This is a genomic window from Sphingomonas glacialis, from assembly GCF_006439055.1.
GTDB lineage: Bacteria > Pseudomonadota > Alphaproteobacteria > Sphingomonadales > Sphingomonadaceae > Sphingomonas > Sphingomonas glacialis_A.
Genome location: NZ_RCZC01000003.1, coordinates 452166 through 465499, shown reverse-complemented (window position 1 = coordinate 465499; position 13334 = coordinate 452166). Strand labels below are relative to the sequence as shown.

Annotated in this window: 8 protein-coding genes; 3 read left to right on the top strand and 5 right to left on the bottom strand. The window is 66.7% G+C overall.

The window, feature by feature from the left end:
- Window positions 1-11: 11 nt before the first annotated feature.
- Both EAH76_RS13995 and EAH76_RS13990 read right to left on the bottom strand, forming a co-directional pair.
- Entirely contained in the window at window positions 12-2894 is a 2883-nt protein-coding gene (locus EAH76_RS13995) for a GAF domain-containing hybrid sensor histidine kinase/response regulator (protein ID WP_140850877.1), read from the bottom strand.
- A 7-nt stretch (window positions 2895-2901) separates the two neighbouring features.
- Window positions 2902-4377, bottom strand: a complete 1476-nt coding sequence (locus EAH76_RS13990) for an ATPase domain-containing protein (protein WP_194151003.1) — start codon at window positions 4375-4377, stop codon at window positions 2902-2904.
- A gap of 153 nt (window positions 4378-4530) precedes the next feature.
- Between EAH76_RS13990 and EAH76_RS13985 the strand changes: the two genes are divergently transcribed.
- The 3 genes from EAH76_RS13985 to EAH76_RS13975 all read left to right on the top strand — a co-directional run bounded on the left by EAH76_RS13985 (window position 4531) and on the right by EAH76_RS13975 (window position 7420).
- Window positions 4531-5679 (top strand): zinc-binding dehydrogenase, encoded by a 1149-nt coding sequence (locus EAH76_RS13985; RefSeq protein WP_140850876.1) that lies wholly within the window; start codon window positions 4531-4533, stop codon window positions 5677-5679.
- A gap of 92 nt (window positions 5680-5771) precedes the next feature.
- Complete coding sequence (locus EAH76_RS13980) at window positions 5772-6473, top strand: sensor histidine kinase (RefSeq protein WP_140850875.1); 702 nt, start codon at window positions 5772-5774, stop codon at window positions 6471-6473.
- A 170-nt stretch (window positions 6474-6643) separates the two neighbouring features.
- Entirely contained in the window at window positions 6644-7420 is a 777-nt protein-coding gene (locus EAH76_RS13975; RefSeq protein ID WP_140850874.1) for a Crp/Fnr family transcriptional regulator, read from the top strand.
- A gap of 33 nt (window positions 7421-7453) precedes the next feature.
- Here EAH76_RS13975 and EAH76_RS13970 read toward each other — a convergent pair whose 3' ends face one another.
- The 3 genes from EAH76_RS13970 to EAH76_RS13960 are packed head-to-tail and all read right to left on the bottom strand — an operon-like array spanning window position 7454 to window position 13319.
- The gene (locus EAH76_RS13970) at window positions 7454-8875 is read right to left on the bottom strand and encodes an efflux transporter outer membrane subunit (RefSeq protein ID WP_140850873.1); all 1422 of its coding nucleotides are present in this window, start codon (window positions 8873-8875) and stop codon (window positions 7454-7456) included.
- Window positions 8872-12060, bottom strand: a complete 3189-nt coding sequence (locus EAH76_RS13965; protein WP_140850872.1) for an efflux RND transporter permease subunit — start codon at window positions 12058-12060, stop codon at window positions 8872-8874. Before EAH76_RS13965 ends, EAH76_RS13970 begins: the two co-directional genes overlap by 4 nt.
- Window positions 12057-13319: an efflux RND transporter periplasmic adaptor subunit gene (locus EAH76_RS13960; protein ID WP_140850871.1), complete on the bottom strand. Its 1263-nt coding sequence runs from the start codon at window positions 13317-13319 to the stop codon at window positions 12057-12059. Before EAH76_RS13960 ends, EAH76_RS13965 begins: the two co-directional genes overlap by 4 nt.
- Window positions 13320-13334 lie beyond the last annotated feature (15 nt).

Below are 13334 nucleotides of genomic sequence, written 5' to 3'. Positions count from 1 at the left end.
GGTCCACCGCGTCACGCGCCGTCCGCGCGCTCGGCACCCGTCCCGAGCAGCTCGCGGATGCGCGCGCTCATCACGTCCATCGGAAACGGCTTGGTCAGGATGTGCATCCCCGGGTCGAGATGCCCGTTGCCGATCACCGCATTCTCGGCATAGCCGGTGATGAACAGGATCTTGAGATCGGGCCGCTTCTGCCGCGCCGCATCGGCGAGCTGGCGCCCGTTCATCCCCTTGGGCAGACCGACATCGGTAATCAGCAGATCGATCCGTGCCGGCGAATCGAGGATCGCGAGCCCCGCCGGCCCATCGGCCGCCTCGAGATAGTTGCAGCCGATGTCCGACAGCAGATCGGTCACCAGCATCCGCACGGCATCCTCGTCATCGACCACCAGTACCGTCTCGCCGCTCGCCAGCGGCAGCGCGACGTCGCTTGGCGTGGCGACCTCGTCGAGCGCATCCTGCCCAATCACGCGCGGGAAATAGAGGCACATCGTGGTGCCCTGCCCGAGCTCGGAATAGATCCGCACCTGCCCGCCCGACTGGCGCACGAAGCCGTAGATCATCGACAGGCCGAGCCCGGTTCCCTCGCCGAGCGGCTTGGTGGTGAAGAACGGGTCGAACGCGCGCTCGATCGTCTCGGGCGTCATGCCCGAGCCCGTATCGGTGACGCACAGCGAAATATATTGCCCCGGCGGCAAATGCCGCTCGGCCGCGCCCTTTGCGTCGAGCCATTTGTTGGCGGTCTCGATAGTGATGCGCCCGCCGTCTGGCATCGCGTCGCGCGCATTGATGCACAGATTGAGCACCGCGTTTTCGAGCTGGTTGGGGTCGATCAGCGCGGTCCACAGCCCGCCCGCGCCGACCACTTCGAGCTCGATCGTCGGCCCGACCGAACGCCGCAGCAGATCGTCGAGGCTGACGATCAGCCGGTTGATGTCGGTCGGCCGTGGATCGAGCGTCTGGCGGCGCGAGAAAGCGAGCAAACGGTGCGTCAACGCCGCGGCGCGCCGCGCCGCCTGTTGGGCTGCCTCGACATAGCGTTCAATATCGCCCGTTCGCCCCTGGCGGACGCGGATCTGCATCAGCTCGAGGCTGCCAGAAATTGCGGTAAGCAGATTGTTGAAATCGTGCGCGATGCCGCCGGTCAGTTGCCCCACCGCCTCCATCTTCTGCGCTTGGCGCAACTGCGCCTGCGCCGCCTCGAGCTCGAGCCGCGCCTCCTTTTCGGCGGTGATGTGGCGCCCGCTGGCATAGACCAGCCCGTCGCCCGAAGACGCCACCCACGACACCCAGCGATACCCGCCATCGCGGTGCCGCACGCGGTTTTCGAACTGGTGCAGCCGCCCGGCCACTGCCTGTTGATATGCCGCGTCGGACGCCGCCATATCGTCGGGGTGGATGAACTCGACATGCCGGCGCCCCACCATATCACGCGGATACCAGCCGAGGATCTCCGCCCAAGCGGGGTTGACCGCGACGAAGCGTCCCTCGAGGTCGATCACGCCGAGCAGATCCTGCGAGTTCTGCCACGTCCGATCGCGCTCGCGCGTCCGCGCCTCGACCTCGCGCTCGAGCGAGTCCGCCAGATTGGCGAGCGCCGTCTCGGCGTTGCGCCGCTCGATCGCCGATTGCGTACGGTTGGCGACGTCGCGGATAAAGGCGATGTCCTCGGCCGACCAGGGCCGCACGCCCGCATGGTTGAGATAGAGCAAGGCGACGAACTGGCCGTTGTCGAGGATCGGCATGTTGACGAACGCACGCGCCGAAATCGCCTCGAGCGCGCTCGCGCCGTCCGCGGTACGCGGATCGAGCCGTACATCGCCGATCGCGGCCGTGTCGCCGCGCTTGAGATCCTCGATATACGAGCCGTAATCGCGAAAGTGCAGCGTGCCGGCGATGCTCTCGATCCCCGGCATGTTCCAGTCGCGCTTGACGGTGATCGTCTCGCGCACCGGGTCGATCGTGCCATAGCCCGCGCGGCTCACCCCCATCGTCTCGCCGAGGATGCGCGCGGCGAGGAACGACATCTTGTCGGCATTGGTCATGTGCCGCAGCGCGTCGCCGAGCTCGAGCAGCGCGCGCTGGCGCAGTTCGTCCTGTCGCCGCTCGGTGATATCGTGCGACACCCCGACCAGCTGGACCACCGCACCCGACAGGTCGCGCTCGACGCGCCCGTTGATCTGCACCCAGTGCAGCGACGCGTCGGGCCACAGACAGCGCGCCTCGAGATCGAGATCGGCGCCGGTCTCGACCGATTCGGCGAGCGCTGCGTCGAGCAAGCTACGGTCCTGCGGATGGATCGCGGCGATCAGATCGTCGAAATCGAACCGATCGTCCTCGCCGCGGCCGAAATGGGCCTTGCTGTCGTGTGCCGCGCGCAGCGTGCGCGACGGCATCGCGAGCGCCCAGGTGCCAAGCCCGCCTGCCGACAGAGCAAGCTTGAGGCTCGCTTGCCCGTCATTGATCTCCTCGAGCCGGGCACGGGCCTGATATTGCCGCACGCGCGCTCGCGACGCCGCCTTGGCGAGGCTGATCAGCGTGGTCGGGTGGAACGGCCGTTCGAGAAAGGTGACGTTGCCGAGCGTCTCGAGCAGCCGCACCGCGCCGGGGTTGCGCTCGAGCCCACCGCCGCGCTCGGTCAGCAGGATGAAGGGGAAGTCGGACCATTCCTGCTGATCGTGCAAAAAGCCGGCGAGCTCGCGCAGATCGGCATTGCGCAGTGCTTCCTCGGTGACGATCGCGAACCCCGCGCCGGTCCGCAGCGTGGAGACGAACCCGGCGAGGTCGGGCACGGTCTCCGCCACCAACCCGGCCTCGGCGAGCATCGCCTGTGCGATGGCGCCGTCGCGACCCCGCGGCGCAAGCACCACCGCACCTTCTGCAAACGTACGGTTCAACGGTCGTTCAAGCCTTCGACACTAGGAGCCCTTCACCGTCCCCCACCAAGGTTGGCACGCCCCGCAACACGCCCTGAAAGCCCGTCAACGGCTCACCAAGCGTGATCCCGTCGTCGCCGATCATGAACTCGCGGATCGTGTCCTCGTGGGGACCGGTCCGCTTCTTAACGACCGAAATCGCTCTTCGGACCCGTCCGCGCGCCTCGAAATATCGCAGTAGAATAACGGTATCGGCGAGATAGGTGACATCGACCGGCGACTTCATGTCGCCGACCAGCCCGTGCTGCGCGACCGTCAGGAAGGTCATCACGCCCTGGCGGTTCAGATATTGCAGCAGCTCGTGCATGTGCAGGATCAGCGCCTGCTCTTCGGGCATCGCCGCCTGATAGCCGTTGAGGCTGTCGACCACCACGGTGCGCGCGGCATGCTTTTCGACCGAGACGCGGACGATTTCGGAGAATTCGCCCGGCGACAGTTCGGCGGCATCGACCTGCTCGATCACCAGATTGCCCGCATCGACCATCGTCTGCAGATCGATGCCGAGCCCCTTGGCGCGTTCGAACAGCAGCCCGAGTTCCTCGTCGAACACGAACATCGCCGCGCGCTCGCCGCGATCGACCGCCGCCTTGACGAAGCCGAGCGTCAGCAGAGATTTGCCCGTCCCCGCCGGTCCGAGGATCAGCGTGCTCGCCCCGCGCGCAAAGCCGCCGCCGAGCAGCGCGTTGAGCGGGGCATTGTCGACGGCGACGATCTCGCGCGAGAAATCGGTCTTATAGTCGGCGGCGACGAGGCGCGGGAAGACGCGGATGCCGCCGGTCGCGATGATGAAATCGTGATAGCCGCCAAGATATTTGCGGCCGCGATATTTCAGCACGCGCAGCCGGCGACGCTCGGGACCGTAATTGGGCGACAGCTCTTCGAGCCGGATCACCGCGTGCGCGACGCTGTGGACGGTCTTGTCGCCGACATCGGCGGTGAGATCGTCGAGCATCAGCACGGTCGCATCGGCCTTGGCGAAATAATGTTTGAGCGCGAGGATCTGGCGGCGGTAGCGCAGCGAACTCTGCGCCAACAGGCGGATCTCGGACAGGCTGTCGAGCACCACGCGGGTCGGCTTGATCCGCTCGAACGCTTCGAAGATGCGCTTGGTCGTCTCGCCGAGCTCGAGATCCGACGAATAGAGCAGGCTCTGCTGCTGTTCGGCATCGAGCAGGCTTTCGGGGGGGACGAGCTCATAGACGTTGAGCTCGGGCGCGAGCGTCCAGCCGTGCGAGGCGGCGCCGTCGCGCAGTTCCTCGGCGGTCTCGGACAAGGTGATGTACAGCGTACTTTCGCCCGCCGCCGCGCCCGCCATCAGGAACTGCGTGGCGATCGTCGTCTTGCCGGTGCCGGGGCTGCCCTCGAGCAGGAACAGGCGGCCGCGGGTCAGCCCACCGGCCAGGATATCGTCGAGGCCTGTCACCCCGGTCGCGCAATTGGTCATCAAGCCTCGCTACACAGGCGTCGTCTTGCGCTATGCCACGCGCCGCCTGCGTGCATCCGTATCAAAGGATCGCGGCGGTGAGAACCATGTTCGCACTCGCGCGCGCGCCGCCGAATGGCTAGGGTTGCCGCCAAATACGGAGAGGAAATTACCATGACCGATCATGTTCCAAGCACGGGGCTGCAGCTGCTGTCGCGCATCACCAAGGACGCGCAGCTCGAGGTTTCGCTGGTCGATCAACCGGTTGCCGAGCCGCGCGACGATCAGGTCGTCGTCAAGGTGCTGGCGACTCCGATCAACCCGTCGGACCTCGCCTTGCTGTTCGGCGCGGCCGACATGAGCAGCGCCGCAGCGACCGTCCGCGACGGCCATCCGCTGGTAACCGCCCCGGTATCGCCGGGCGGGATGCGCGCGATGGCGACCCGGCTCGACGAAGCGATGCCGGTCGGCACCGAGGGCGCCGGGATCGTCGTCAAGGCGGGCGCGTCGCCCGCCGCGCAGGCCCTCCTCGGCAAGACCGTGGCGATGCTCGGCGGCGCGATGTACGCGCAATATCGCGTGTTGCGCGTGGCCGAATGTATGCTCCTCCCCGACGGCACCGCGCCCGCCGATGGCGCCTCGTGCTTCGTCAACCCGCTGACCTCGCTCGCGATGACCGAAGTGATGCGGCGCGAGGGGCATAGCGCGCTGATCCATACCGCCGCTGCGTCGAACCTCGGCCAGATGCTCGTCAAGATCTGCCTCAAGGACGGCATTCCGCTCATCAACGTCGTGCGCAGCCCGGAGCAGGCCGAATTGCTCCGCGGGATCGGCGCGCAGTACGTCGCCGATTCGAGCCAGCCCGATTTCCTCGACACGCTGACCGCGATGATCACCGAGACCGGCGCGACGCTCGCCTTCGATGCGATCGGCGGCGGCAAGCTTGCCGGGCAATTGCTCAGCTGCATGGAGGCCGCCGCGGTCAAGCGGATGACCACCTATAGCCGTTACGGGTCGGACACGTTCAAGCAGGTCTATATCTATGGCGGACTCGACGTCGGGCCCACCACGCTCAACCGCAACAGCTATGGGTTCAGCTGGTCGCTCGGCGGTTTTCTGCTGACACCGTTCCTGATCAAGATCGGCGGCGAGGCCGTGCAGGCGCTCAAGGATCGCGTCGTCGCCGAGCTGACGACGACCTTCGCGAGCCATTACACGCACGAGATTTCGCTGATCGAGGCGCTCCAGCCCGACACGATCGCAGCCTATAATCGTCGCGCGACCGGCACGAAATTTCTGATCTGTCCACAGAAAGCGGATTAATCGACGCACCATGTCGCGCACGCAGTTGCAAAAAGGAACCAGCGTGCGCGATACTGCGCTGCAACGAAGCGACTCTGTTCGAGATCTTGTCCATGACCAGACACCGAATGACTGCCGAGCGTGCTGGCCATGCGGAAAATGCCGTGCTGCGGGCCGAGGTTGCGGCGTTGCGCGCACAACTCGATGCCGCAGACGCACATTCGGCGACGCTGTTGTCGACGATCCGATCGCTCTTCGCGCGCACCGTTGAATCGGGCGGAACGATCGAATCGATTGCGGGTCATTTCGATGCGCGGCTCGTGGTGCTTGCCCGCTTCCAGCAAGATACGAGCGGATCGCATGATCTGGAAATGCTGATCCGCGACGCGTTGCGCGAATTTCACTTTGGCGAGGATCCGCGGATCGTGATCACGGGCCGGATCGCGTGGCTGCAGCACGCGCAAGCGCAGCCGATGGCGCTCGCCTTGCACGAATTGGTCACCAACGCGCTGAAGTTCGGCGCCTTGTCGCGTCACGACGGGCGGCTGCACATCAGCTGGGTCGTGGTTGCGGGCGAGCTGTGGCTCGAGTGGAACGAGACCGGCGTTCCGGTGGAGCCGAGCACGGCAGCACACCACGGCGTCGGACGCGCCCTGATCGAGCAGACACTGCCCGATACGCTCGATGCACACACGCGCTTCGTGCTGCGTCCGGGCGGCCTGCAGTGCCACATCACCTTCCCGCTCCTGGCCCAGTACGACGTGCCTCGGCACCTCGGTGCGAACGGCTTGACGGACCTTAGTTCATTGCAATAACAAGCTAATGTGTCGCGACCTGACCGCGAAATTTTGACGAATCGACCCGACTATTTCGCTCGATTGATCTACATTATTGCCGGTACATCGTTCTTTCTGCAGGATCGGACGTCAGCGAGTACGCCATGCTCATGGCGCTGGAGTGTTCACCCTATTGCATTCGGGTTATCATGGACCAGCAAACCGCTCGATACGATTTCGACCACGCCAGACGGGGGGCGGGCGTTCTCGAGGATCCCTTTGCCCCGCTCATCGCGAAGCTGCAGCGCATCGCACGACTCGACGACGACGATGTCCGCGCGATCCGCGCCTGGCCGATCCGCATCCAGAACGTCCGCGGCAATGGCTATCTCCTGCGCGACGGGCAGATGGTGCGCGACTGCAGCCTCGTGCTCGAAGGCCATGCCTTTCGCAGCAAGCTGACCGGCGTCGGACAGCGGCAGATCCTGTCCTTCCACCGTCGCGGCGATATCGTCGATCTGCACCATCTCGAACTGCGCGCCGCCGATCATAATGTGCAGGCGCTCAACGAGGCGCGGATCGCGTGGATCCCGATCGATGCCATCCGCGCGACGATCGATGCGCGCCCGGGCATCGCGCGCGCGCTGTGGCGCGACACGCTGATCGACGGATCGATCCAGCGCGAATGGATCCTCAACGTCGGCCGGCGCGACGCGCGGACGCGGATCGCGCATCTGCTGTGCGAGCTGATCTACCGCCGCGAAGGGCCACCCCCGAACGAAGAACGACGCCGCTTCGAGCTGCCGATGAGCCAGGAGCAGATCGCCGATGCGACGGCGCTGACCCCGGTCCACGTCAACCGGATGCTGCAACATCTCGAAGCCGAGCAGCTGATCGCGCGCGAACGCCGCATGTTCGTGGTGCAGGATTGGGACGCTTTGTGCCGTGTCGCGGATTTCGACCCGGCTTACCTTCACCTCGATTGAGCAACGCCGGCGGCGGCGGAAGCGTGCGGTCAGCTACTCCGCCGTCACGCCACCACCTGCCGCCTGGAACAGTGCAACGGTGTCGCTCAACCGCCCCGCGCGCGCCTGGATGACGAGTGAGCGCGCCTGCGCGTCGGTCGCGGTCGCGTTGAGCAAGGCGAGCGTGCCGACGTCGCCCAGAGCGAGCTGCCGCCGGATGAAGCCGAGCGCACGCGCCGACGAATCGCCTGCGCGCGACGCCGCGTCATAGGCGTCGGCATCGGTGCGCAGCCCGGTCAGCGCGTCCGAGACATCGCCAAACGCCTGCAGCACGGTCGCGCGATATTGCGCCTTGGCCCCATCGAGCGCGGCCTCGGCGGCGCGCTGCTGGTGGCGGAGAGCCCCTGCGTGGAAGATCGGCTGCGTCACACCGCCGAGCACCGACCAGAACGGATTGCCGCTCTTGAACATGTCGAACAGATGCTGCGCGGTGCCGCCACCGCTGGCCTCGAGCTGGATGCTCGGCAGCCGCGCCGCGATCGCCGTCCCGACATCGGCCGCAGCACCCTCGAGCTGCGCGCGCGCCGCCCCCACGTCGGGCCGCCGCGCGACCAGATCCGACGGCAGCAGCACCGGCAAATCCTGCGGCAGCGTGAGCGCCGTCAGCGACGGCAGAGCCGGCAGCGCGCTGCCAGGGGTGCGCCCGATCAGCGTGGCGATGACGACGCGCTGATGCGCCTCCGCGCGCACCAGCGCCGGTAGCGCGCTTTGCGCGGTGGCGAGCGCCGCCTGTTGCGTCGCGACATCCGCCGCGCCGACCGCGCCGAGCTGCTGCCGCTTGAGCAATTGCGCCAGGATGTCGCGATTGACCGAGACGCTCGTCTGCAACGCGCTGATCTGGTCGGCGAGCGAGGCGCGCTGGATCACCGCCTGGACGAGATTGGCGAGCACCGTGGTGCGCGCGGCATCGAGCCGGTGGCGCTGCACCTCGGCCAGCGCGCGCGCCGAGCGGATCCGCGTCTTGATGCCGCCGAACAGATCGGGGTTGTAGCTGACGCTCAGCTGCGCGGTGTGGAGCGTGTAGAGCTCTTGGTTCGAGTCGCTGACCGCGGGCGAAAGCGCATTCGAGACGCGTGTGCGCTGCGCCTGGTAACTGGCATCGACCTGCGGCAGCGCGCTGCCTGCGGTGGCGGATGCCTGCTCGCGCGCCTGGCGCAAGGTCGCATCGGCGACGGCGATGTCGGTCGCGTGCGCCATCGCTTCGCTTACGAGCGTGTCGAGCTCGCTGCTGCCGAAAGTCCGCCACCATTCGCGCGGGACTTCGGCAATTCGGGTGGCTTGCGCGGGCCCTTTTGGCGGGGCGAAGCTTTCCTGCACCTGCGCCGGGGGCAATGCCACGGGCGGCACCACGTTACGCGGGCCCATCGTGCACGCGCTGACGCCGAGCGCGAGCAGGCTGATCGCGATGCGCTTCATGCCAGCGCCTCCCCATCGGGTGCGGGATGCGGATGATGCCCGACGTCTTGGCCATGCGCGCCGCGATCCTCGGGCGCGACGCGGTGCGAGAACAGGTCGATCAGCACCGGCAGCACGAGCAGGATCAGGATCGGCGCGAGCGTCATCCCGCCGACCACGACGAGCGCGAGCGGCTTCTGCACCTGGCTGCCGATCCCGTTCGACAGCGCCGCCGGCAGCAACCCGATCGCCGCGACGAGGCAGGTCATCACCACCGGGCGCAAGCTATGCCGCACCGTCGTCGCGATCGCGCCTTCGCGCGCGACGCCCTCGTCGATCGCGTGGTTGAAGGTCGTGACGACCAGGATGCCGTCCATCACCGCGATCCCGAACAGCGCGACGAAGCCGATCGCCGAGGAGATGCTGAACGCCGTCCCCGACACCGCGAGCGCAAGCACGCCACCGATGATCGCCATCGGGATCGCCGAGAAAGCGAGCAGGCTATCGCGGATCGATCCGAAATTGGCGTAGAGCAGCAGCAGGATCAGCAACAGGCTGATCGGAACGACGACTTCGAGCCGCGCCACGGCATTGTTGAGATTGTCGAGCTCGCCCGCCCATTCGAGATGATAGCCCGGCGGCAGATGGACGCTGCGCGTGATCTCCGCGCGCGCCTGATCGACCGCACCACCGAGATCGCGCCCACGCACCGAGAATTTGATCGGGATGTAGCGCTCCTGATGCTCGCGATAGATGAACGACGCGCCCGAGGTCAGCTTCACGTCGGCGACTTCGGACAGTGGTACCTGGATCGTGCCTGTGCCGTTGGGCGCCGGCGCACCGACCGTGATCCGGCGGATCGCGTCGACGCTGTTGCGCTGCTCGGCACGTAGCCGGACGACGATCGGGAAGTGGCGATCGGTGCCGGTCTCGTACAGATCGGCGGTCGATTGCCCGCCGATCGCGGCGGCGACGGTTGCGTTGATGTCGTCGGGCGTCAGGCCGTAGCGCGACGCGCGCGCGCGATCGACGTCGATCCGCACCGTCGGTTGGCCGAGCGACTGGAACACGCCGAGATCGACGATGCCGGGGACCTTGGCCATCTTGTCCTTGATCTGGTCGGCGTACTTTTCGAGCGTCGCGAGATCGGGGCCGAACAGCTTGATCGAATTGGCGCCTTTCACGCCCGAGGCGGCTTCCTCGACATTGTCCTCAATATATTGCGAGAAGGAGAAATCGACGCCCGGGTATTTCGCCTGGAGCTTCTTCGACAGCTCGGCGGTCAGCGTCTCCTTGGTCACGCCCGCGGGCCACGTTCCGAACGGCTTCAACGGCACGAAGAATTCGGCGTTGAAGAAGCCCGTCGAATCGGTCCCGTCATCGGGCCGGCCATGCGCCGAAAGCACCGACTCGACCTCTGGATAGGATGCGATCATCCGCCGCACGCCATCGACCACCGGCTGCCCCGCCTCGAGGCTGATCGACGCGGGCAGGCTCGCACGGATGTACATATTGCCTTCCTCGAGATGCGGCAGGAATTCGATCCCGAGCGAGCGCACCCCGACCATCGCCGCGACGAGCAGCAGCAGCGCCCCGCCGACCGCGAGCACGCGGTTGCCGAGCGCGAAGGCGGCGGCGGGTTCATAGGCGCGGCGCAGCTTGCCCACGATCCACGTCTCGACCTCGGACAATTTGTCGGGCAGCAGCAGCGTCGCGAGCACCGGGGCGACCGTGAAAGTCGCGATCAGCCCGCCGGTGATGGCATAGGCATAGGTCTTCGCCATCGGCCCGAAGATGTGCCCCTCGACCCCGGTCAGCGTGAACAGCGGCAGGAAGCTTGCGATGATGATTGCGGCGGCAAAGAAGATCCCGCGGCTGACCTCATGACTCGCGCCGAGCACCGCCGAGAAGCGGCTCGCCATCGTATAATGCCCACGCCCGTTTTCGACATGCGCCGAACGCTCGACCATGTGGCGGAAGACATTCTCGACCATAATGACGCTCGCATCGACCACCAGCCCGAAATCGAGCGCGCCGACCGAGAGCAGGTTCGCGCTCTCGCCCTGCAGCACGAGGATCAGGATCGCGAAGGCGAGCGCGAACGGGATCGTCGCCGCGACGATGATCGCGCTGCGCAGGTTCCCGAGGAACGCCCATTGCAGGAAGAAGATCAGCGCGATCCCGGCGACGAGATTCTCGAGCACGGTGTGGATCGTCAGCTTGATCAGGTCGGAGCGATCATAGACGCGGTCGAGATGGACGCCGGGCGGCAGCAGCCCCGAGGCGTTGATGTCGGACACTTCCTTCTGCACCGCCTGGATCGTCGGCATCGATTGCGCGCCACGCTGCATCAGGACGATGCCCTGCACGATGTCGTCTTCATTGTTGTAGCCCGCGATGCCGAGCCGCGGTTCGTTGCCGATCTGGACTCGCGCGACGTCCTTCAACAGAATCGGCTGGCCGTTCGCACTGCCGACCAGCACGTTCTCGATGCCGCCGACCGACTGGATCAGCCCGACGCCGCGGACGATCGCTGCCTGCGCGCCGAAATTGATCGTCTGCCCGCCAACATTGCCGTCGCTCTTCGAGAGCGCGGCGAGCACCTGCGACACCGTGACGCCGTGCGCCGCGAGCCGGTCATTGTCGATCACCACGTCATAGGCGCGCAGCTTGCCGCCCCAGCCGGTGACGTCGATCACGCCCGGAATGCGCTTGAAGCGGCGTTGCAGCACCCAGTCCTGCAGCGTCTTCAAATCCATAACCGAATAGCCGGGCGGCGCGGTGATCTTGTAGCGATAGATCTCGCCCACGGGGCTCGTCGGCGACAGTGTCGGCTGCGCACCGCCCGACAGCGGCGGGAGCTGCGACAGGCGGTTGATCACCTGCTGCTTGGCGGCTTCGTTGGTCAGGTCATAGCTGAACTGGATCTTGATGTCGGACAGGCCAAACAGCGAGATCGCGCGGATCGCGGTGAGGTGCGGGATCCCCGCCATGCCGACCTCGATCGGGATGGTGACGTTGCGCTCCATCTCCTCGGCCGACAGCCCTTGTGTCTGCGTGATGACCTCGACCATCGGCGGGACGGGATCGGGATAGGCCTCGATATTGAGGTTCCAGAAGCCGACCGCCCCCGCCACCAGCATGGCGGCGAAGATGCCGACGATCAGCAGCCGCTGGCGCAGCGAAAACTCGACGATCTTGTTCATTCGCCGAGACCAGCCTCGTTGACGAACAAGGCGCCCGCGGTGACGATGCGCTCGCCGGGGTTGAGCCCGCTGACGATCACGACCTGGCCGTCCTGCTCCTCGCCCGCGGTGACGGTGCGGCCTTGCAACAGCCCGTCGGGCCGCACCACCCAGACGCGCGCGGCATCGCCCTCATGGATCACCGCGGCGGCGGGGACGCGCAGCGCTGCGCTCTGCTGCGGCCGCTGGATCGAGAAGCTGGCGAACATCTGCGGTTTCAGCGCGCCGTCGGGATTGGCGATCGTCGCGCGCACCGGCAGGCGGTGCGTCTGCGGATCGAGGCCCGCGCCGATCAGGTCGATCCGCGCGTGGAAGCTGCGCCCCGGCAGCGCGGGGGTGGTGACCGTGACGGTATCGCCGACATGCACCGCGCTGGCATCGCCCTCGGCAAGCTGTGCGATCAGCCAGACGTGCGACGGGTCGGTGATCGTCATCACCGGCTTGTCGCCGCCTTGCGAGACATATTGCCCCGCCGCCACATCGCGCGATGCGATCAGTCCGGCAATCGGCGCGTGGAGCGTCGTGCGGTCATGGATTCCCGACACCTCGCCGACGCTCTCAAGCGCGCCGATCTCGCCCGCCGACTTGCCGAGGATCGCGAGCTTGTCGCGCGCGGCGCCGAGTGCGGCTGCAGCGGTGCGCGCGGTGGCCTGCGCGGCGATCAGGTCTGTCTGCGCCTGCTGGTAATCCTTCTGCGCGCCGCCTGCGGTCTCGAAGATCTGGCGCTGGCGCTCGGCATTGCGCGTCGCGGTGGCGAGCTGCGCCTGCGCGTTCTGCAAGGCGGCGCGCGCGCTGAACAGCCCGCTGCGCGCATCGACGAAATCGCTCGTCTGGATCAGCAGCAGCGGCTGCCCCTGCTTCACATATTGCCCGGCATCGGCGAGCACCTTCACGACTTGCCCGGCGTAAGGCAGCAGCACCGGCGTGCTGCGATCGCCATCGACGGTGATCGCACCGATCGCGAGCGTGCGATGGTCCGATTCGCCGACGCCGACGCGCAGCGTCTTGAGCCCCGCCATTTGCTCGCGCGTCAGCCGGAGCGTGCCAGGCGGCGTCGTCGGCGGGGGCGCGGCATCATGGTGAAACAGTGCGGCGATCGCGCTCCACAGCAGAACGAGCGCGATCGCCACCCCCGCGACGATGGCGAGCCAGCGCGTTTGCGTCCCCCGCGACAGGCTACGGGTGTGGGGCAGCGTCTGGGGGGGAACGGTCGTGTGCATCGAAGGACCTGCTGT

Excerpts from the sequence above, each read along its gene's own strand:
- EAH76_RS13960 (WP_140850871.1), bottom strand. The coding sequence starts at position 13,319 with ATGCACACGACCGTTCCCCCCCAGACGCTGCCCCACACCCGTAGCCTG.
- EAH76_RS13965 (WP_140850872.1), bottom strand. The coding sequence starts at position 12,060 with ATGAACAAGATCGTCGAGTTTTCGCTGCGCCAGCGGCTGCTGATCGTC.
- EAH76_RS13975 (WP_140850874.1), top strand. The coding sequence starts at position 6,644 with ATGGACCAGCAAACCGCTCGATACGATTTCGACCACGCCAGACGGGGG.
- EAH76_RS13990 (WP_194151003.1), bottom strand. The coding sequence starts at position 4,377 with ATGACCAATTGCGCGACCGGGGTGACAGGCCTCGACGATATCCTGGCC.
- EAH76_RS13970 (WP_140850873.1), bottom strand. The coding sequence starts at position 8,875 with ATGAAGCGCATCGCGATCAGCCTGCTCGCGCTCGGCGTCAGCGCGTGC.
- EAH76_RS13980 (WP_140850875.1), top strand. The coding sequence starts at position 5,772 with ATGACCAGACACCGAATGACTGCCGAGCGTGCTGGCCATGCGGAAAAT.
- EAH76_RS13985 (WP_140850876.1), top strand. The coding sequence starts at position 4,531 with ATGACCGATCATGTTCCAAGCACGGGGCTGCAGCTGCTGTCGCGCATC.